19 protein-coding genes are annotated in these 21287 nt (G+C 50.1%); 9 read left to right on the forward strand and 10 right to left on the reverse strand.

Annotated features, from left to right (window positions below):
- Positions 1-33 precede the first annotated feature (33 nt).
- The 6 genes from atpB to asnC all read right to left on the reverse strand — a co-directional run bounded on the left by atpB (position 34) and on the right by asnC (position 5842).
- The gene (gene atpB, locus EDI29_RS20765; RefSeq protein ID WP_137742396.1) at positions 34-834 is read right to left on the reverse strand and encodes a F0F1 ATP synthase subunit A; all 801 of its coding nucleotides are present in this window, start codon (positions 832-834) and stop codon (positions 34-36) included.
- A 22-nt stretch (positions 835-856) separates the two neighbouring features.
- Positions 857-1240, reverse strand: a complete 384-nt coding sequence (gene atpI, locus EDI29_RS20770) for a F0F1 ATP synthase subunit I (RefSeq protein WP_137742397.1) — start codon at positions 1238-1240, stop codon at positions 857-859.
- 623 nt (positions 1241-1863) lie between these two features.
- A complete protein-coding gene (gene rsmG, locus EDI29_RS20775; RefSeq protein ID WP_137742398.1) occupies positions 1864-2484 on the reverse strand; it encodes a 16S rRNA (guanine(527)-N(7))-methyltransferase RsmG in 621 nt (206 codons plus the stop codon).
- 82 nt (positions 2485-2566) lie between these two features.
- The gene (mnmG, locus tag EDI29_RS20780) at positions 2567-4456 is read right to left on the reverse strand and encodes a tRNA uridine-5-carboxymethylaminomethyl(34) synthesis enzyme MnmG (RefSeq protein ID WP_137742399.1); all 1890 of its coding nucleotides are present in this window, start codon (positions 4454-4456) and stop codon (positions 2567-2569) included.
- 391 nt (positions 4457-4847) lie between these two features.
- Positions 4848-5291: an FMN-binding protein MioC gene (gene mioC / locus EDI29_RS20790; protein WP_137742400.1), complete on the reverse strand. Its 444-nt coding sequence runs from the start codon at positions 5289-5291 to the stop codon at positions 4848-4850.
- A gap of 89 nt (positions 5292-5380) precedes the next feature.
- The gene (gene asnC / locus EDI29_RS20795) at positions 5381-5842 is read right to left on the reverse strand and encodes a transcriptional regulator AsnC (protein ID WP_005976531.1); all 462 of its coding nucleotides are present in this window, start codon (positions 5840-5842) and stop codon (positions 5381-5383) included.
- A gap of 152 nt (positions 5843-5994) precedes the next feature.
- On the opposite strand from asnC, the gene asnA reads away from it, so the two are divergent.
- Positions 5995-6987: an aspartate--ammonia ligase gene (gene asnA / locus EDI29_RS20800; RefSeq protein WP_039363778.1), complete on the forward strand. Its 993-nt coding sequence runs from the start codon at positions 5995-5997 to the stop codon at positions 6985-6987.
- Here the strand turns inward: asnA and viaA are convergent.
- Both viaA and ravA read right to left on the reverse strand, forming a co-directional pair.
- A complete protein-coding gene (gene viaA / locus EDI29_RS20805) occupies positions 6984-8462 on the reverse strand; it encodes an ATPase RavA stimulator ViaA (protein WP_137742401.1) in 1479 nt (492 codons plus the stop codon). The two genes, asnA and viaA, sit on opposite strands and share 4 nt — an antisense overlap.
- Before the next feature lie 5 nt (positions 8463-8467).
- Positions 8468-9967 (reverse strand): ATPase RavA, encoded by a 1500-nt coding sequence (ravA, locus tag EDI29_RS20810; RefSeq protein WP_137742402.1) that lies wholly within the window; start codon positions 9965-9967, stop codon positions 8468-8470.
- Between the two features lie 337 nt (positions 9968-10304).
- On the opposite strand from ravA, the gene kup reads away from it, so the two are divergent.
- Complete coding sequence (gene kup / locus EDI29_RS20815) at positions 10305-12173, forward strand: low affinity potassium transporter Kup (RefSeq protein ID WP_137742403.1); 1869 nt, start codon at positions 10305-10307, stop codon at positions 12171-12173.
- Positions 12174-12324: 151 nt separating this feature from the next.
- Here kup and qseC read toward each other — a convergent pair whose 3' ends face one another.
- On the reverse strand, positions 12325-13674 hold the full coding sequence (gene qseC / locus EDI29_RS20820) for a quorum sensing histidine kinase QseC (RefSeq protein ID WP_137742404.1): 1350 nt from the start codon (positions 13672-13674) through the stop codon (positions 12325-12327).
- A complete protein-coding gene (gene qseB / locus EDI29_RS20825; protein ID WP_137742405.1) occupies positions 13671-14333 on the reverse strand; it encodes a quorum sensing response regulator transcription factor QseB in 663 nt (220 codons plus the stop codon). The genes qseC and qseB overlap by 4 nt, the downstream gene beginning before the upstream one ends.
- A gap of 247 nt (positions 14334-14580) precedes the next feature.
- Here qseB and EDI29_RS20830 point away from each other — a divergent pair, with 247 nt between their 5' ends.
- From EDI29_RS20830 to rbsR, 7 genes are all read left to right on the forward strand, one after another.
- Entirely contained in the window at positions 14581-14976 is a 396-nt protein-coding gene (locus EDI29_RS20830; protein WP_137742406.1) for a YgiW/YdeI family stress tolerance OB fold protein, read from the forward strand.
- 315 nt (positions 14977-15291) lie between these two features.
- Entirely contained in the window at positions 15292-15711 is a 420-nt protein-coding gene (rbsD, locus tag EDI29_RS20835) for a D-ribose pyranase (RefSeq protein ID WP_137742407.1), read from the forward strand.
- Positions 15712-15718: 7 nt separating this feature from the next.
- Entirely contained in the window at positions 15719-17224 is a 1506-nt protein-coding gene (gene rbsA / locus EDI29_RS20840; protein WP_137742408.1) for a ribose ABC transporter ATP-binding protein RbsA, read from the forward strand.
- A gap of 7 nt (positions 17225-17231) precedes the next feature.
- Positions 17232-18200: a ribose ABC transporter permease gene (gene rbsC / locus EDI29_RS20845; protein WP_137742409.1), complete on the forward strand. Its 969-nt coding sequence runs from the start codon at positions 17232-17234 to the stop codon at positions 18198-18200.
- Between the two features lie 25 nt (positions 18201-18225).
- Positions 18226-19113, forward strand: coding sequence for a ribose ABC transporter substrate-binding protein RbsB (gene rbsB, locus EDI29_RS20850; RefSeq protein ID WP_005976509.1), 888 nt, complete (start codon positions 18226-18228; stop codon positions 19111-19113).
- Positions 19114-19184: 71 nt separating this feature from the next.
- A complete protein-coding gene (rbsK, locus tag EDI29_RS20855; RefSeq protein WP_137742410.1) occupies positions 19185-20111 on the forward strand; it encodes a ribokinase in 927 nt (308 codons plus the stop codon).
- 3 nt (positions 20112-20114) lie between these two features.
- Entirely contained in the window at positions 20115-21110 is a 996-nt protein-coding gene (gene rbsR, locus EDI29_RS20860) for a ribose operon transcriptional repressor RbsR (RefSeq protein WP_165800685.1), read from the forward strand.
- The last annotated feature ends 177 nt before the right edge of the window (positions 21111-21287 follow it).

Genomic DNA, 21287 nt, shown 5'->3' on the forward strand with positions numbered 1-21287 from the left:
TTTCAGTTAAAAACGTTATTTGTTGAAAGAAAATCAATGCTCTTCAGATGCCATCGAGAGATAAACAACCGTCAGAACCATGAAAATAAAAGCCTGAAGCGTAATAATCAAAATGTGGAAAATAGCCCAAGGCACATTTAACAGCCATTGTGACCACCACGGCAACAGACCAGCAATCAGGATGAAGATCAACTCACCCGCATACATATTGCCAAACAGTCGCAAGCCTAAGGAAATAGGTTTAGACAGCAGGCTGACACCTTCAAGAATCAGGTTGATAGGAATAAATACTGGATGGTTGAACGGCTGCATGGTCAGTTCTTTAACAAAACCACCGAGACCCTTCATTTTGATGCTGTAGAACAGAACCAGGATAAACACCCCAAGCGCCATCGACAGCGTGATGTTCACGTCAGCCGTCGGCACGGCACGCAGATAAGCATGCGCCGGATCGTATCCCAGCAGGCTATAGATACCCGCCCAGGCTTGCGGCAACAGATCGATAGGCAGCAGGTCCATCAGGTTCATCAGGAAAACCCAGACGAAAATGGTCAGCGCCAGAGGAGCAATCAGTTTGCTTTTGCCATGGAACATATCGCGTACGGTACCGTCAACGAAACCGATGATCAGTTCGACAGCCGTTTGCAGCTTACCTGGCACACCGCTGGTCGCACGTTTAGCTACGCGGTGAAAGATAACCAGAAAGAGGACCCCAAGAGCGATGGAGAAAAACATCGAATCGACGTTGATCGACCAAAAACCCGTCCCTACCTGCAAATGGTGCAAGTGGTGACTGATATACTCTTGCGGAGTAGAGATTTCTCCAGCAGCCATGATGTCTCTTACCCTTTTGTTGTTAATTACGGTAACGATTAATTACGGCCGGTGCCACGATCTGCATAACCAGCACCGATAAATAAGTCAGGCCAAGCGGAAAGAATGTCGCTTTAAACACGCCTAACGCCACCACTAACAGTGCAATGGCGATAAATACCTTAAGCGCCTCACCAATCGCGAACGACCAAGCCACACGGCCATCAGCAGGTTTGTGTGACTGATGACGTAAGGCAAACAGCACAAACAAGACATTCGGTAACCAGGCTGCCAATCCCCCGCCTAATGCAGAAGCGGCAGCGTTGACGCTATTGAGGCTGAAAACAGCACTCAACAAAGCAAAAGTCACTAACTGTAGCAACAGTAGCCTTAAGGCTACTTTTCCGCTGTAAAGGGATACAGGCATGACGTTTGCTCTCTCCGTACCTTTTCAGAGGTATACCGAATGACGTATAAAACTGCCTTTACACCACTGAGTCAAGCAGCAAAAAACGAGCAAATTATACGGGTCATACCTGCGAATTCAATCGATAAGTAGCGAAAAGGTGAACAATTATTTAAATTTCTTTCTGAAGCCCCATTTTTACTAACAATCATCCCTGATCATATCTGGTGTCATTAATTTCTAAAGCCCTCTAATCTGTGATGCGACTCACATAAAAGGCTTTGCGACTATTTATAACAGAACATGTTTTTTTTTGTCTTTAGCAAAATAAGTCATTTATTTTATTTAACTTCAATAAGTTACAAAAAAATTCATTCAAAAAACGTAATAAACAACGTTTCAACCACCTATTGACATTATTGATATCGTTTTTTTACTCAATTAACACAAAAATAACTAAATTTTGATGCCAATGATTTATTTTCGCTCGTTATTATTTAGCACGAAAGTAAAAGAGAGCCACTGAAAAAACGAAGATGTAAAATTTCAGTGATCGCTATGGGTTCTGGAACGATGCCACTCACAGACAAGGTGGCAACCTGACACGCAATATTTAGTTATAATTTTTTTGATAAAAAACAAAATTAGTTTGGTTTAAGCACAACCAAATGGCGCTCACCTTCCAGATCGGGAACGGATAAGCGAACGACCTGATCCAATAGGACACCTTGTGGCAAGGATGACAATTCATCCTCAGGAAGTACGCCTTTTAGAGCATAAAACCGCCCCGTCGGTCTGGCTGGAAGATGGCTACACCAGCTAATCATGTCCTGCAAAGAGGCGAATGCCCGGCTGATCACCCCATCAAAAGGTGGCTCTGCGGGAAATTCCTCAACGCGACTCTGCACAGGCGTGATGTTTTCAAGTTGTAACTCATGCTGTACCTGGCGCAGGAAGCGAACACGTTTACCCAAACTATCCAGCAAGGTGAAATGCGACTCAGGGCGAACAATCGCCAATGGAATCCCTGGCAGCCCAGGCCCTGTTCCCACATCGATAAAACGCTGTCCGTGTAAATGCGGCTCAACCACGATACTGTCCATGATGTGGCGGACTAGCATTTGCTGTGGATCGCGTACAGACGTCAGGTTATAAGCTTTATTCCACTTATTCAGCATATCAACATACTGTATCAGAAGATTTTTTTGCTTATCTGAAATCACAATGCCAGCCGCATTTAGCAGATTATCGAGTGTGGTGCGCACAATAAGATCCCGATGAAAAATATGAAGTTAATAATAAAAATAGCCGGATAACCGGCTATTTAGAAGATAAGTTTACCTTAAATCAGGCGCTACGGCGTAGTAGACCCTGTTTTTTAAGCCAGATCAGCAGGATTGAAATCGCCGCTGGCGTAATACCGGAAATCCGTGAAGCTTGGCCGATAGATGACGGTTTGTGATCGTTCAGTTTGGCGATAACTTCGTTGGACAACCCGTTAACCTGCTTGTAATCCAGATCGGCTGGCAGCAACGTATTTTCATTACGCAGCTGTTTCTCGATTTCATCCTGTTGACGAGCAATATACCCTTCGTATTTAACCTGAATTTCAACCTGTTCGGCAGCCTGCTCGTCGATTAATCCCGGTGCAAACAGCGGTAACGCGGTAAGCTGAGCGTAATCCACTTCCGGGCGACGCAGCAGTTCTTCACCATTCGCTTCACGCGACAAGGGGGTTTTCAGCAGTGAATTAACCTGATCTAGCTGCTCAGATTGCGGGTGAACGTGAATGTCGCGCAGGCGCTGACGTTCTTTCTCAATGTTCTCAAGCTTCTCATTGAAACGCGCCCAGCGATGATCGTCGACCATACCCAGTTCACGACCCATTTCAGTCAAACGCAGATCGGCGTTATCTTCGCGCAACATCAGACGATATTCGGCACGCGACGTAAACATACGGTAGGGTTCTTTTGTCCCCAGCGTACAGAGATCGTCAACCAACACGCCGAGATAAGCTTGATCGCGACGTGGTGACCAGCCTTCCTTATCGGCAGCCAGTCTCGCTGCATTCAGCCCTGCCAGCATGCCCTGCGCAGCGGCTTCTTCATACCCTGTTGTACCGTTGATTTGTCCGGCAAAGAACAGACCATGAACAAATTTGTTTTCCAGCGTCGGCTTCAGATCGCGGGGATCGAAGAAATCGTACTCAATGGCATAGCCAGGTCGGACAATGCGGGCATTTTCCATACCTGTCATTGAACGAACAATCTGCCACTGAACGTCGAACGGCAAACTGGTTGAGATCCCATTAGGATAAATTTCGTTGCTGGTCAGGCCTTCTGGCTCAAGAAAGATCTGATGCGTGTTTCGATCGGCAAAACGCATGACTTTATCTTCGATCGAGGGGCAATAACGCGGGCCGATCCCTTCGATGATCCCGGCATACATCGGGCTGCGATCCAGATTATTACGGATCACATCATGGGTTTTCTCATTGGTATGCGTGATATAGCACGGCATTTGCGCCGGATGCTGAATCGCGTTACCTAGGAATGAAAAAACCGGCATTGGGTTGTCACCGTGCTGTTGTGCCAGCACGCTAAAATCGATTGTTCTGGCATCAATACGTGGCGGCGTACCGGTTTTTAGGCGGTTGACGCGCAGAGGCAGTTCACGCAAGCGGCGCGCAAGTGGAATGGAAGGCGGATCGCCTGCACGCCCACCGCTGTAGTTATCCAGCCCAATGTGAATTTTGCCGTCAAGGAAAGTACCTACCGTTAATACCACCGCTTTTGCACGAAATTTAAGCCCCATCTGGGTAACTGCACCAACGACGCGATCGTTTTCTACGATCAGATCGTCAACCGCCTGCTGGAAGATCGTTAGATTTGGCTGATTCTCCAAGGCGGTGCGCACGGCCTGACGATAGAGCACGCGATCCGCTTGTGCACGAGTGGCTCTAACCGCGGGACCTTTGCTGCTGTTTAGTATCCTAAACTGTATGCCTGCCTGATCGACGGCACGCGCCATCAACCCTCCCATGGCATCGATCTCTTTAACCAGATGGCCTTTCCCAATACCGCCGATCGCTGGATTACAGGACATTTGTCCTAGCGTATCAATATTGTGTGTGAGTAAAAGCGTCTGTTGGCCCATTCGCGCAGAAGCCATAGCCGCTTCTGTTCCGGCATGACCGCCACCGATCACGATGACGTCAAATGGATCTGGATAAAACATGGTGCTGCTCCTCGCATTATTGCGAATGATGAGTGGTAAACGATCGTTATTTGCCCTGGGGTGGGGGATTCTACTCAACTTTGAGCCAACGACCAAGCCCGTTGGATTCTCGTTAATTAAAGAAAGATCTTTTTATTTAAAGATCTCTTTATTAGATCTCTTATTAGGATCGTCATGTTGTGTGGATAAGTGATTATTCGTATTAAAGATCAAGAGAATGCGGATGATCCTTACCTGTGAATGATCGGTGATCCTAGCCCGTATAAGCTGGGATCTAAATGCGGGTTTATGCACAGGACAAAAAACATACTCGGGTTGTTATTGGGATAACTACTGCTTTTACACCGAAATTAAGCATAGTTATCCACATTCAACTGCTGAATATTTCATCTTATTTGAGTAAATCAACCCACGATCCTAGCCATTCCTCTGCTGGATCTTCTGGAATTTGGTGCTGGGTGATGTCGATCTCGAGGATTTCACCGATCCGTTTAGCCCCTAGCTGGGTGAGTACACGATCCGCCGTTTGGATCGCGCCACAAAAAGTATCGTACTCTTTACTCCCGATCCCCACCGCACCGAAATTCACTTGAGAAAGATCGGGCTTTTGCTGTTCCAACTGTTCGAACAGCGCTTTTAGGTTGTCTGGGAATTCCCCGGCACCGTGTGTAGACGTCACTACCAGCCATACACCGCTTTCAGGCAGCGCATCAAGTGTGGGGCCATGGAGCGTTTCAGTGGAAAAATCATCCTTCTCCAGCAGTTCAGCCAAATGCTCTGCCACATATTCTGCGCTGCCAAGGGTACTGCCACTGATTAAGGTAATGTCTGCCATAGCGATCCCATCTGATAAAAGACGGGACATTGTACGCTGTGATCTGGCTGGGATCTACCTGTGGATAATATGGGTATAGGAAAAAGACATTACGGCGCGATCGTCCGCATGATGGGGTTTTGCAGGGAGATGAGTGTTTCAGTGGACTGAATTTCATCAATTGTTTGGATCTTGTTGATAAGTACGTGTTGCAGCGCTTCGATCGAACGGCACATGACTTTAATAAAGATGCTGTAATGCCCAGTGGTGTAGTAGGCCTCGACCACTTCTTCCAGATTGTTGAGTCTTTCCAGCGCTGAGGGATAGTCTTTAGCACTTTTTAGTATGATGCCGATAAAGCAACATACGTCATAGCCCAGCTGTTTTGGATTCACATCTAACCGCGTGCCGATAATGATGCCCGCCTGCTTCATTTTTTCCACCCGAACGTGGATCGTACCTGGGCTAACGGAAAACTGTTTTGCCAATTCGGCGTAAGGCGTGCGTGCATTTTCCATTAAGGCGGAAAGGATGCCGCGATCGAGATTATCGATCTGATAAATTTCTGCCACTTTGAGCCTCCTATTTTATCGAATAATGATTTTATACCGCTATAAAATGACGGATTAAAAGCACAAGTGCAATTTATCCATAAGATTATTGAATGACTAGCGGTTTATATTGCTTAATGAATAACTAAATACGATGAATAAGAGACGCGGCAATGAAAAAGCAGTACATCGAAAAACAACAGCAAATCAGCTTCGTTAAGTCTTTCTTCTCCAGCCAACTGGAGCAGCTTCTGGGATTGATTGAAGTCCAGGCACCGATTCTTAGCCGTATCGGCGATGGCACGCAGGATAACTTGTCTGGTACGGAAAAAGCCGTGCAGGTTAAGGTTAAAGCCCTGCCAGATGCCACATTTGAAGTGGTGCACTCATTGGCGAAATGGAAACGTAAAACGCTGGGCGCGTATGATTTTAGCTTCGGCGAAGGTATCTATACCCATATGAAGGCACTGCGCCCAGATGAAGATCGTCTGAGCCCGATCCACTCGGTTTATGTCGATCAGTGGGACTGGGAGCGCGTGATGGGCGATGGCGAGCGCAATGCCGAGTATCTGAAGTCGACGGTGACGCGTATTTATCAGGGCATTAAAGCGACGGAAGCGGCGGTACATCAGGCGTTTGGCATTCAGCCTTTCCTGCCAGAGCAGATTCATTTTGTGCATACCGAAACGTTGCTGAAGCGCTATCCCGATCTGGATGCCAAAGGGCGTGAGCGAGCCATTGCCAAAGAGCTGGGTGCGGTCTTCCTGATTGGGATTGGTGGTAAGCTGTCTAGCGGGGAATCTCACGACGTGCGTGCACCGGATTATGATGACTGGACGACGCCAGGTGAGCAGGAATTGGCAGGTCTGAACGGTGATATCGTCGTGTGGAACCCGGTTCTGAACGATGCATTTGAGATTTCATCAATGGGCATCCGCGTGGATGCGGAAGCCTTAACACGCCAACTGGCGCTGACGCAGGATGAAGAACGTTTGAAATTAGAGTGGCATCAGGCGCTGTTGCGTGGCGAGATGCCGCAGACGATCGGCGGGGGAATTGGTCAGTCTCGCCTGGTCATGCTGTTGCTACAACTGTCGCACATTGGTCAGGTTCAGTGCGGTGTGTGGCCACAGCCGCTGCGTGAGTCAGTTTCCGGCCTGCTTTAATAAGCCTTGCCGTGCTGCCAGCGGCGCATTAAGCGGCTTTTTAACCCAGTGTCAAAGCGCCAAATGTGGTCAAAAATGTGCATGATGCCGGGTTTGCCATGATCGGACATCGCTACAGCATGGAAACGATGCTGTAGCTGTTTCTGACGGCTTTTCACCTTGTTCACGACCTCATCCGGCAACCGCTGGGCGATAAAATCTGAAATCACCACCGCATCAGCATCATGCCAGAGTGCATCGTCCATCTTATCCAACAATGCTGACAGACAGGCGCTCATATCCGTGCCGCCACGGAAGGACTGGCTGAGAAAACGTATCGCCTGCTCTAGTCCGTCCGCAGACGTGAGTTCGTATTTCACCACGCCAGTGGAAAATAGCATGATGTAGCAACGGCGATTATCGGCGAGTGCGATACGCATCAGCGCCAGACAGAAAGCTTTGGCACAGCGTTCATTAAAGCCGCCCATCGAGCCTGAAGTATCAACGCAGACGATAAACGGGCCACGTGGCTGCTGTTCGTTTTGTTGGTGCACCACCGGGCGCTCGGTAACTTTCTCGCGCCAGCTCTCCCCTTGTAAGCGATAGGTCAGCAGCCGATGTTCCAGCAGGCGACGATAAAATTCGTATTCCAGTTCACTAATGCCCAGCGTGGCTAACTCAGTGGGCATCAGACGCAAGATATCATCACTCTGATGCACGCCGCTCACCTGTTCGGGAACAGTGGCAGGTTCCCGTACTCTTACCCGGAAGGCTTCTTGTGGTGCTTCCTGCGTAAGGATGGATTTGGTCTCCCGACTGCGCCCCAGGCGTTCCGCCAGTTTTTGCAGTGCAGGCTGACGTTGCAGGAAAGCACCGAAATCCAGTAATGGGCGGGGATCGGTGTGGATACGCTGTGCGGCGCTAAGATCCCAGAGCCGTCCGGCTGCATTTTCATTCTCTGCCAAAACCGGTTCAAGTTTGCCGCTGAGGGTCAGACGCTGTTGCAATTCATCCAGCAGGATTTCCCGTTCCTGATCCATTAATTGCTGATGTAGTGAAACGGTTTGTAATGTCAGGCTCAGCCGCCAGCGCTGAAGAAAGAGCGCGTGGAGCCCACTCGTTATCTTCTGCCCTAAGGTTCTCTCTGGAGAGGTAATGAGCTGTGAGGCCTGCGTCAGAAACGGTGATTCCACGGTGTTTAGCGTATCCATAATCGCAGGCAGGCGTGTCTGAAAAGCCTGGTTGTCGATCGATTGTGAACGTTGGTAGCAGCTAAATTCCCTTTCCAGCTCTGGCGGTACCTGCGTGGCGCGCAGGCGCTGCTTTAAGGTTTCTTTCCAGTGAGGGAGATCGTTGAGCAACGCGGATTTCAGGCTGGGATACTTTTCGAAGAAGAATGCGAGCTGCGGTGTTGCCAGTAGTGTGACGACAAGATCGTCCAGCAGCTCGTTTTCATCGATAGACAGCAGCATTTCCAGTGATTCCAGCGTGATCATGGGCGTTAGTCCTGTTGCTCTGATTGCTGGATCTGCTCGGCAACCTGTTGCAGGCTGGCTTCTATTTTCGCCAGCCACTCACCAGGGACGAACAGGCAGGGTTGATGCTGGCTGAACAAACGACGCTGTTCGCGCAGTTGCAGGTTCAGCTTTTCATATTCATCGGTAATTTCGGCAGGAAGCGCACAGTCGCGTTTTTCCGGCAGAGAAAGAATAGAAGATTGCAGGCTGATATCACGGATCGTCAGATGCTGGCGATCGTCCACCAGCAGATCGAGGCGTTGGGTAAAACCAATGCCGTTGAGCTTACCCCGGATCTCACCCCCTTTTTGCAGCCAGTCTTGCAGGGTATTTTTCTCAATGATCAGATGGTTAACTTCAATATCGTGCAGGATCAGCGGGCGTTGCAGCACCAGATCCAGCATTTCAGCGACGATCGTATCAGGCAACGTGTAATGGAATTTGCGACCCAGAAAGTGTCCTTGTTTCTCCACGGAAAATGCCTGCAATTCACTTTGCTCACGCTGGTATTGTTGGCGTTTGGTATTCACCTGCTGCAGACGGAACAGCAGACTTTTTTGTTGATAGGCGTGCTCGGTAATCAACAATTCAAGCTGGCGTTCGATGAGCGTCAACGTGCTTTGGTCATGCCAGAGACAGTCTTTCAGCAGAATAATATCAACTGGCGTGATGGCATCCCGACCGCAGAAAAACGCACTGGCCTGAAGTAGGCGCAAGGCTTTCTTCCAGCGTCGATCGGAAATATAGGGCGCTTGTTCCAGCGCATCAAGCTGCTGACGCAGCGTGTAAATCAGCTCGAAGCCAACATCTGGCAGCGAGACGTGCTCAATGTCCTTCTGCCACTGTTGGTACTCTTCATCGCTGACGCTGAGAGCGGGTGGTACGGGGTTATCGCGATCGCTGCTGTTATTTACGAGTAGTGCGCGGAAATTCTGTTTTTCCTGCACGCGATCGAGCCATAGACGGATAAGCATTCGGTCATAAAGCGCTTCCAGACCGCCGTCTGCCTCTGGCAGTTCATTCGAGGCCGCGACCAATAGGCGCATGGGTATGGTGTCTTCGCTGTTGCCATTACGGAAACGCCGTTCATTAATGGCCGTTAGCAGCGTGTTCAAAATAGCGGGGCCTGCTTTCCAGATTTCGTCCAGAAAGACGATTTCAGCTTCTGGCAGATAACCGGCGGTCAGGCGCTGGTAGCGGCCTTCATCTTTTAGCGCCTGAATGGACAGGGGGCCGAACACCTCTTCCGGGGTAGAAAAGCGGGTCATCAGGTATTCAAATGCGTTCGCATGACGAAAAGCGAATTTAAGACGCCGGGCGATCATACTTTTAGCTATACCCGGTGGACCCAACAGAAATACGCTTTCTCCGCTCAGTGCCGCCAGTAGACAGAGGCGAATGGCGTGCTGTCTTTCGTAGAGCCCGTGTTCTAGCGCATGGCTGAGGCGAGAAATTCTTTCAGCCAATGCCGCAGTTTGACGCATAATTAATCCGTTAGTCCCATGATGTGATGTACTGAAATCGTTTATTTTTGAATTTGGTTGCTCTACTGAAAGCGGCGTCTCAGAAAAACCCTACTTTCAGAAAGACAATAGTAATAATAAACGGCAGATCACAGATTTTTATTAGAATACTTTTACGGATTATTACACCCTAACGGGGTGAGTAAGCAATAAACCACTTTTTACAGGATGTTTCGTATACAGGTGGCCCGCACAATAAAAATGGGTTTTTACCCTGATTTGTGCATACTGTGCGCTTTTGGACGAGTTGCTGTTAATGACGCGCTTCGCGGACTGATTAATAACAGAAGATAGGTTTATGAGCTCAGAACATAAACGTTCGCTTCCGGCTGTCACGCTGGCGGCCATCGGGGTGGTTTATGGAGATATAGGAACCAGCCCTCTTTATACGTTAAGGGAATGTTTATCAGGGCAGTTTGGTTTTGGGGTCGAGCCTGATTCTGTCTTTGGCTTTCTTTCACTGATCTTTTGGCTGTTGGTCCTCGTTGTTTCGCTGAAATACCTGACCTATGTGATGCGTGCCGACAACGCGGGTGAAGGTGGAATTCTCACATTAATGTCGCTGGCTGGGCGTAATACCTCCGATCGCATGACGTCCGTGCTAGTCATTATGGGATTGATCGGCGGCAGCTTCTTCTACGGGGAAGTGGTCATCACGCCTGCCATCTCGGTGATGTCTGCGATGGAAGGGCTGGAAATCGCCGCGCCGTCGATGGACAGCTATATCGTCCCGCTGTCGATTGTCGTCCTGACGTTACTGTTTATCATTCAAAAGCACGGCACTGGCAGCGTCGGCAAGCTGTTTGCGCCTGTGATGCTGATTTGGTTTTTAACGCTCGGCGTACTGGGTGCGCGCAGCATTATCGCTAACCCTGAAGTCTTGCAGGCGTTGAATCCGATGTACGCAGTGCGTTTCTTTATTGAATACAAAGCGGTGTCGTTCTTCGCACTGGGCGCGGTGGTGCTGGCGATCACCGGTGTCGAGGCGCTGTATGCCGATATGGGCCACTTCGGTAAATTCCCTATTCGTCTGGCGTGGTTTACGGTAGTGCTGCCGTCGCTGGTATTAAATTACTTCGGGCAGGGCGCGTTGCTGTTAAAGAACCCTGAGGCGATCAAAAACCCGTTCTTTCTGTTGGCGCCTGATTGGGCGCTAATTCCACTCATGGTACTGGCGACGCTGGCGACGATTATTGCCTCGCAGGCAGTGATTTCCGGTGTGTTCTCCCTGACGCGTCAGGCGGTGCGGCTGGGCTATTTACCGCCGATGCGTATCGTACACACGTCGGATATGGAATCCGGTCAGATTTATATTCCCGCCATTAACTGGATGCTGTATATCGCTGTCGTCATCGTGATCGTCAGCTTCGAGCATTCGAGCAATCTGGCGGCGGCTTACGGGATTGCGGTAACGGGCACGATGGTGATTACCAGCATTCTGTTCTGTACGGTCGCGGTGAAGAACTGGCTTTGGAACCGCTATCTGGCATGGGTGTTGTTGGCAGGCTTGCTAATGATAGACCTGCCCATGTTTTTGGCAAACGTGGTCAAGATCTTGTCTGGTGGCTGGCTGCCGCTGGCGCTGGGCATGGTGATGTTTATTATCATGACGACCTGGAAAAGCGAGCGCTTCAGGTTACTGCGCCGGTTGCATGAGCATGGTAATTCGCTGGATGCCATGATTGCATCGCTGGAGAAATCGCCGCCAACGCGGGTTCCTGGTACGGCGGTGTATTTCTCGCGTGCGACTCGCGTGATTCCGTTCGCACTGCTGCATAACCTCAAACACAACAAGATCCTGCACGAGCGCGTGGTGCTGTTGACCATGCGAACGGAGGATGCGCCCTATGTATTGAACGCGCGACGCGTGACGGTTGAACAGCTTTCGCCGACGTTCTGGCGCGTGATCGCTAACTATGGCTGGCGTGAGACGCCGGATGTAGAGGAGGTCTTTCAACGCTGTTGGCAGGATGGATTGACTTGCCAAATGATGGAAACGTCTTTCTTTATGTCCAATGAATCGCTGATTATCGGTGAGCGTCCATGGTATCTGCGCCTGCGCGGTAAGCTATTCATGATGCTCAGCCGTAATGCGCTGCGGGCTGCGGATCAGTTTGAAATACCGCCGAACAGGCTGATCGAACTAGGGATACAGGTCGAGATTTAAGTGATCCCACTAAATTATCTATCGTTAACACACTGACAGCGACTCGTTGTTTGTTATTAGGGAAACACGGGGATGAGGTTCCCGCAGGGATACCTCGCCCCGTGGTCGACCGTGTATCTCGATCTTACCCCAACGTAACGTCTAACAACCTTTACCAATTCACCGACACAATCAGCCCGCCTTCGGGCTGATTGATGAATGTAACCCGCATGTGATGCAGCGTGGCGATGTTGTTCACGATGGAAATTCCCAGACCGCTGCCAGATTTTTCCTGCCCTGGTGGACGATAAAAACGTTCGCCGATTCTTGCCAACGCTTCATCGCTGATGCCCGGTCCGTTATCGGCTACCTTAAAGCCGCGTTCTGTCAGCGTCAGACTGACCGTTCCCCCCGCATTGCTGTAGCGAATGGCGTTATCCAACAGATTGCGCACCAGCAGCGCCAGCAGCAGCGGATGACCCTGTCGGGTAACCTGAGTATCCGGTAAGTCCAGCGTCAGTTCGATACCTGCGGTTTGTGCCGTGTGATAATGCGCGATTGCCGCCTGTTGCAGCAGTTCATTGAACTGAACGGGCTGCATCCCTTCGGGGGACGATTCTGCATCCAGCCGCGATAGCGTCAGGAGTTGATCCACCAGCCGTGTAGCCCGATCGATACCTTTGTCCAGATTGACCAGTGCATGGTGACGCATGGCTTCATCGTCATGCGCCAACTGTGCGACTTCGGTTTGAACTTTCAGCGCCGCCAGCGGGCTACGCAATTCATGAGCCGCATCAGAAGTAAAACGGCGTTCACGAATCAACATATCGCTGATGCGAGAGAACAGGAGATTCAACGCGTTGACCAGCGGGCGGACTTCCTGTGGGATGTGCTGCGTTGCAAGCGGTGTACTTTCGTCGGGGGAGCGTAACTGAAGCTCTGCGGCAATCCGTTTTAGCGGCGAGAGTTCGCGTGTTACCAGCCAGAACAGCAGTGCTAGCATGATCGGCAGCGCAAACAGCCAGGGCATTAGGTTGGTTTTTACAATATCCAACGCCATATCCTGGCGGTATTCCCACTCCTGACCCACCGCAATCACGTAACGATTATCCTCCGTCGTCAGCCAGACGATGCGCCATGCGTCGTTATCATCGCGCAGTTTGCCGTCGGTGAAGCCGTTGCGCTTATAGTCAAAAATGAAATCTTTGCCGTTTTCACCGTCGTTCAACACCATTTTCCCATCGTGGGTAAACATGGCGAAGGCCAGTGCATCATCATCCTGTTTACCTCGGTCTTTATGTACCAGACTTTTGGTCTTGGGCAGAGAAGCTGATTGGATTCGCAATTCATCGGGATTCATGGTGGCCAGACGTTTGGCAAACAACATTTGCTGGGTATCAAATAGTTCATTGATGTTATGGCGCGTTTGAGACCACGAAAGCAGACTGGCTACGCCCCAGCACATCACTGTCAGCAGCGTAAAACCCGCAATCAGGCGTAAACGCAGGCTGAGTCGGTTCATGGTGTGTCCCCCAGAATATAGCCAATGCCATGCACGGTACGGATAAACCCGCTGCCCAGTTTTTTGCGCAGGTGGTGGATATGCACTTCGACCGCATTGCTGGAGACATCATCGTCCCATCCGTAGAGCTTTTCTTCCAGTTGCGCACGTGTAAGCACGCGGTTCGGATTCAGTAGAAACAGTTCCAGCAGCGCCAGCTCGCGGGATTTTAATATGAGAGGCGCGTTGTTAAGCGTGACGCTCCGCGATCCCGGTTCAAGGGATACTGGGCCGTGCGTTAATGCCGGTTGGAGCTGACCGTGACGGCGGCGAATCAGTGCCTGTAGGCGAGCGGCGACTTCCGTCAGGGCAAAGGGCTTACATAAATAATCATCGGCACCCTGTTGCAGCCCTTCCACGCGCTGTTCCAGCGCATCGCGGGCGGTCAGAACCAGCACCGGTTCGTCATGTCCCGCCTGACGCCACTGACGCAGAATATCCATCCCATCCATGCCCGGCAGGCTGAGATCGAGCACCACTGCATCATAGGGGGCAGCCTTCAATGCAGCGGCACCCGATTTACCTTCTATAAACCAGTCAATATTAAAGCCCAGTTTGTTCAACCCAGCTTTCAGGCCGTCACCAATCAAGCGATCGTCTTCGATTAACAATATTCTCATGGCTGCCTCGCAGGGAATGCGCTTATGCCTTTTCCGGTTTTATACGAAATAGAGAGGCGGTGTGTACAGGACAAATCGCTGAAATCAGGCGATTCCGGCAATATAAAAAAATAAAAATGCAAAGGATGACTCCTTAAGATTCTGTTAAGAACGGTTTGTTTTAATCCTTCCCGAAGACCGATTACTCCCGCAGGTTGACTGCGAAATCGTTGACCGTGAAACGACAGACAAAATAAGGAAGGTAAATATGAAAAAAGCAGCTGCGTTACTCGCCATTACCGCTCTAGTCTCTGCTCCGGTATTTGCTGCACAAAGCGGCGGTGGTTTCGTCAACCCGGAAACGCCGGCGGTTGGCACACATAAAGGGGGATTCATCGATCCGCAGAATTCCCTCACGACGGTAGTTAAAGCTAAAGATCTGCGTGACGACAGTTGGGTTACGCTGAGTGGCAATATTGAAAAACGGATTGGTGATGAGAACTATCTGTTCCGCGATGCGACGGGCACGATAGAAGTTGAAATTGATCACAAGCGTTGGAATGGTCAGATGATTTCGCCCACGGATAAAGTGGAAATCCAGGGTGAGTTGGATAAAGACTTCAATTCAGTCGAGCTGGATGTGAAGCAGATCCGTAAACTCTAATCCGTTATCTTCAATTGTTGAGTGGCGGGCGATTTCCCGCCATTTCTCTCTTTATCAACCATCTACGTCCGTCATTTTTCACGTTGCCAGTATTTATTCACTCAAGCGATCGACTTGATTAATCCCCCGAGACATCTTTCTTTGCCATCTTCCTGAAACCTGAATTATCTAGGGTAGATAACCGCATTGTGTTGTCTTTATTTTTTGTTAGCGAAACGTTTCGATGGTGATCACATTTTTTTTATTTCTTCGTTGCCTTTCTCTCTTCTTTTTCTAGAATATTATCAGCGAAACGTTTCGCTGGTGGGGTGAGAGATGAAAAAAGCAGCATTATTGAATTCAGATATTTCTTCCGTGATTGCTCGGTTGGGGCACACCGATAGCCTTGTTGTTGGTGATGCTGGTTTACCGATTCCAGAAACGACAACCCGTATCGATCTGGCGTTGACGCACAATGTGCCAACGTTTTTGCAGGTGGTTAATGTTGTCACCAGTGAAATGCAGGTCGAGGCCGCTATTCTGGCGGAAGAGATTATTGAAAAGAACCCCGCAGTCCATGACGCATTACTCGATCAATTGAAGCAACTTGAACAACACCAGGGAAACTCAATTGCATTGCACTATGTCAGCCATGAAGAATTTAAAACCCAAAGCGGCAAAAGCCGGGCGATCATTCGCAGCGGAGAGTGTTCACCGTATGCCAATGTCATCCTTTGTGCTGGCGTAACGTTCTGAGGTATCAATGCAACCTTTACTGCAACTGCAAGGCATCACGAAATCTTTTCCGGGCGTTAAAGCGCTTTCCGGTGCGGCACTCAATGTCTACCCGGGAAAAGTGATGGCGCTGGTGGGCGAGAACGGTGCGGGCAAGTCCACCATGATGAAAGTCCTGACCGGGATCTATCGTAAAGATGCCGGCAGCATCCATTTTCTGGGGCAAGAGGTGGATTTCAGCGGGCCGAAAGCGTCTCAGGAAGCAGGTATCGGTATTATCCATCAGGAGCTTAACCTGATTCCCCAGCTCACGATTGCCGAGAATATCTTCCTTGGCCGTGAATTTACCAACCGCTTCGGTCGTATCGACTGGAACAAAATGTATGCGGAAGCCGATAAGCTGCTAAAGCGCCTTAATTTGCGCTACGACAGCCGCCGTATGGTAGGGGATTTATCGATTGGCGATCAGCAAATGGTGGAAATTGCCAAAGTGCTGAGCTTTGAATCGAAAGTCATCATCATGGATGAGCCGACCGATGCCCTGACCGATACCGAAACCGCTTCGCTATTCAGTGTGATCAAAGAGCTGCAATCTCAGGGATGCGGCATCGTTTATATTTCCCACCGCCTGAAAGAAATCTTTGAAATCTGCGATGACATTACCGTTTTCCGCGATGGTCAGTTTATCGGTGAGTGTCCGGTAAGCGACTTACAGGAAGATACGCTGATTGAAATGATGGTAGGGCGCAAGCTGGAAGATCAGTACCCACGCTCGAATCAAGCACCGGGAGAGGTGCGCCTTAAGGTGCAGAACCTGTCTGGACCTGGTGTAGACAGCGTTAGCTTTACGGTACGGAAAGGTGAAATCCTGGGTGTCGCAGGGCTGATGGGCGCGGGCCGAACTGAACTGATGAAGATTCTCTACGGTGCGCTACCGCGTACTGGCGGCAATGTGACGCTTGATGGCCGAGATGTAGTGACCCGTAAACCGCAGGATGGCTTAGCGAACGGCATCGTTTATATCTCTGAAGATCGCAAGCGAGATGGTCTGGTGCTGGGCATGTCGGTAAAAGAAAACATGTCGTTAACCGCACTGCGCTATTTCAGCCATGCTGGCGGTCGTCTCAAACACGCCGAAGAACAGTTGGCGGTCGCTGACTTTATTCGTCTGTTCAACGTTAAAACGCCTTCTATGACACAGCCTATCGGCCTGCTTTCCGGTGGTAATCAGCAAAAAGTGGCGATTGCCCGTGGCCTGATGACGCGCCCGAATGTCTTGATCCTTGATGAGCCGACGCGTGGCGTTGACGTGGGGGCGAAGAAAGAAATTTATCAGCTAATCAATCAATTCAAAGAAGAAGGGTTGAGCATCATATTGGTGTCATCCGAAATGCCAGAGGTCTTGGGTATGAGCGATCGCATCATTGTGATGCATGAAGGGCGCTTAAGCGGTGATTTCCCGATTGAGCAAGCAACCCAGGAAGCACTGATGGCTGCGGCCGTTGGTAAGCAATACGGCGCAAAGCAGGAGTAAGTCAGACATGAGTTCTCAATCTATCGCGGCAAAACGCTGGTTTAGCAAAGAGTGGTTACTGGAGCAGAAATCGCTGATCGCGCTCCTAATCCTGATTGCGGTTGTTTCCGCCATGAGCCCTAATTTTTTCACCCTGAATAACCTGTTCAATATTCTCCAGCAGACGTCGGTAAACGCCATCATGGCCGTCGGTATGACGCTGGTGATTTTGACCTCGGGCATCGATTTGTCGGTGGGTTCACTGTTGGCGCTGACGGGTGCCGTTGCGGCTTCCATTGTTGGGCTTGAGGTGAATGCGCTGGTGGCGGTATTTGGTGCGCTGGCACTGGGCGCACTGATTGGCGCAGGCACGGGTATCATTGTTTCAAAAGGCAAAGTGCAGGCATTTATCGCTACGCTGGTCATGATGCTATTACTGCGCGGCGTGACGATGGTTTATACCAACGGTAGCCCGGTTAATACGGGATTTTCCGACGTGGCAGATGCGTTTGGCTGGTTCGGTATCGGTCGTCCGTTGGGGATTCCGACGCCAATCTGGATCATGGCTATCGTCTTCGTTGCAACCTGGTACATGCTGCACCATACGCGACTGGGGCGCTATATCTATGCGCTTGGCGGTAATGAATCCGCGACCCGCTTATCCGGTATCAGCGTTGATAAGATCAAGATTATTGTCTATTCCCTGTGTGGGCTGCTGTCTGCCCTGGCGGGAATTATCGAAGTCGCACGTTTGTCCTCTGCTCAGCCTACCGCGGGTACAGGGTATGAACTGGATGCCATCGCGGCTGTGGTATTGGGCGGCACCAGTCTGGCAGGAGGCAAGGGGCGTATTGTTGGCACATTGATCGGCGCACTTATCCTTGGTTTCCTCAACAACGGACTGAATTTATTAGGTGTTTCTTCTTACTACCAAATGATCGTCAAAGCAGTCGTCATTTTGCTGGCGGTTCTGGTAGATAACAAAAGCAGTAAATAACCTTCATTCACACAGGAATTGAGTTATGAATATGAAAAAGCTGGCTACTCTGGTTTCCGCTGTTGCGCTGAGCGCGACTGTCAGTGCTAATGCCTTGGCCAAAGATACGGTTGCTCTGGTGGTTTCTACGCTGAATAACCCGTTCTTTGTTTCCATGAAAGAGGGGGCACAGAAAGAAGCTGACAAACTGGGCTATGAGTTGATTGTGCTGGATTCCCAGAATAACCCTGCGAAAGAACTGGCTAACGTTCAGGATTTAACGGTCCGTGGCACCAAAGTATTGCTGATCAACCCGACTGACTCTGATGCAGTAGGCAATGCGATTAAAATGGCTAATCAGGCAAAAATTCCGGTCATTACGCTGGACCGTGTCGCTAGCAGTGGTGAAGTTGTAAGCCACGTTGCTTCTGATAACGCTTTCGGCGGTAAAGTTGCCGGTGATTTCATTGCCAAGAAATTGGGTGAAGGTGCCAAGGTGATTCAGTTGGAAGGGATTGCAGGAACCTCTGCTGCGCGTGAGCGTGGGGCGGGTTTCATGAAATCTGCTGAGAAAAATAAATTCGCTATGCTGGCAAGCCAACCTGCTGATTTCGATCGTACTAAAGGGTTGAACGTGATGCAGAACCTGCTGACCGCACACCCTGACGTTCAGGCGGTATTTGCTCAGAACGATGAAATGGCGTTAGGCGCACTGCGTGCATTACAAACCGCTGGAAAAACTGATGTGCTGGTTGTGGGCTTTGACGGTACTCAAGACGGTGTGAAAGCCGTTGAGTCAGGCAAACTGGCAGCAACGGTGGCTCAACGACCAGACCAGATCGGCGTAATCGGTATCGAAACGGCTGCGAAAGTGCTGAAAGGTGAAAAAACGCAGGCCATCATTCCAGTTGACCTGAAGCTGGTCGCTAAATAATTAAAGAATAAAGCAGGGCTCGCGCCATCCGTTTGTGGTGGCGCATTATTAACGTAGCGGGATTCGACATAATGAAAACGGGTAAGCTGGTGGTGCTGGGCAGTATTAATGCTGACCATATTCTCAATCTTGAGCAATTTCCCCGCCCGGGCGAAACGGTGATCGGTGAACAATATAGCGTCGCTTTCGGCGGGAAAGGCGCTAATCAGGCCGTTGCCGCTGGCCGAAGCGGTGCGGATATCGCCTTTATTGCCTGCGTCGGAGAAGATGATATCGGCGCTCGCATTTGTCAGCAGCTATCCAAGGACAATATTGATGTTTCCGCCGTTGAGGCTATCTCCGGGGAAACAACGGGCGTTGCGCTGATTTTTGTTAACGCTGAAGCTGAGAACATGATCGCAATTAATGCTGGCGCGAATGCAGCGGTGACGCCTGATTATCTTCATCGTCATGGGCAACACATTATTGATGCTTCTGCATTGCTTATGCAGCTTGAATCGCCGTTGGCAACGGTTATCGAGGCAGCTAAACTGGCACATGAACACCAGACTAAAGTGATTCTCAACCCGGCTCCTGCTCGTGAACTGCCTGATGAACTGTTATCGCTGGTCAATATGATCACGCCGAATGAAACCGAAGCACAGTTCCTGACAGGAATTACGATTGAGACGGAAGAGGACGCCGCTCGCGCTGCACGGGTTCTGCACGATAAAGGTATCGAGACGGTTCTTATTACATTGGGTAGCCGTGGCGTATGGCTGAGTGAACATGGTCAAGGGCAGCGTATTCCGGGGTATCGCGTAAACGCGGTGGATACTATTGCCGCTGGAGACACCTTTAATGGTGCGTTGGTTACCGCCTTGCTGGAAAACCGGCCAATGTCTTCTGCTGTGAAGTTCGCTCATGCTGCGGCTGCGATTGCGGTAACTCGCCGAGGTGCTCAACCTTCTGTCCCGTGGCGCGAAGAGATCGACGCATTTTTGCAAGTTCAGGGGTGATTTTTGGCCACCATGAAAGATGTCGCCCGTTTGGCGGGCGTTTCTACTTCTACAGTATCTCACGTCATTAATAACAATCGCTTTGTCAGCGATACCATTCGCGAAAAAGTGATGAAGGCCGTTGAGGATCTCAACTATGCGCCGTCTGCGCTGGCCAGAAGTCTGAAAATAAACCAGACCCGCACTATCGGTATGTTGCTCACGGCCAGTAGTAACCCGTTTTATGCTGAAGTCGTGCGTGGCGTTGAACGCTGTTGTTATGAGCGGGGCTATAGCCTGATTCTCTGCAACACCGAAGGTGATCGCGACAGAATGAGTCATAGCCTTGAAACGCTGCTGCAAAAGCGGGTCGACGGCGTATTGCTGATGTGCACTGAAAGTCATCGCCCCTTGCCTGAAATGATGAGCCGCTATCCTTCTGTTCCTATGGTCATGATGGATTGGGCTCCTTTTGAAGGCGCTATCGATGTTATTAAAGATAACTCTTTGCTTGGCGGAGAGATTGCAACCAATCACCTCATTTCCCGTGGGTATAAAAAGATAGCCTGCATTGCGGGGCCGAAAGATAAGACGACAGCCTATAACCGACTGGAGGGCTATCGACAGGCGATGCAACTCGCAGGGCTACCCATTCCCGCTGATTATGAGATTTTTGGTGATTTTGAATTTGAAACAGGCTACCGCGCGATGCAGCAGTTATTAGCGCTGGAAGATAAACCCGAAGCGGTGTTCACCAGTAACGATGCAATGGCTGTGGGTGTTTACCACGCTCTTTATCAGGCGGGACTTTCAATCCCTCAAGACATGGCGGTTATTGGTTACGATGATATTGAACTCGCTCGCTATATGTCTCCGCCTCTCACTACGGTTCATCAACCAAAGGATGAGCTCGGCGAATTAGCAGTCGATACGCTGTTGTATCGTCTGGAACATCCAAATACTGAACCGAATGTGTTGGTGCTGACGCCGGAATTAATGGTGCGTCAGTCTGTTCGGTAATATTTTGGCTAAGAAAACGCTGAAAAATCCGGCATAACGGCGTCTTTTAATTCGCTTTGCTGAAAAAATCCTCACTCGGTAATTATTTTGCATTTAGCACTTGTCAGCCGCCGAGAAGTCCCTATAATGCGCCTCCACTGACACGGCAACAGCGACACGCGGTTGTGGTGACAGGAA

This window comes from Pectobacterium polonicum (genome assembly GCF_005497185.1).
GTDB classification, from domain to species: domain Bacteria; phylum Pseudomonadota; class Gammaproteobacteria; order Enterobacterales; family Enterobacteriaceae; genus Pectobacterium; species Pectobacterium polonicum.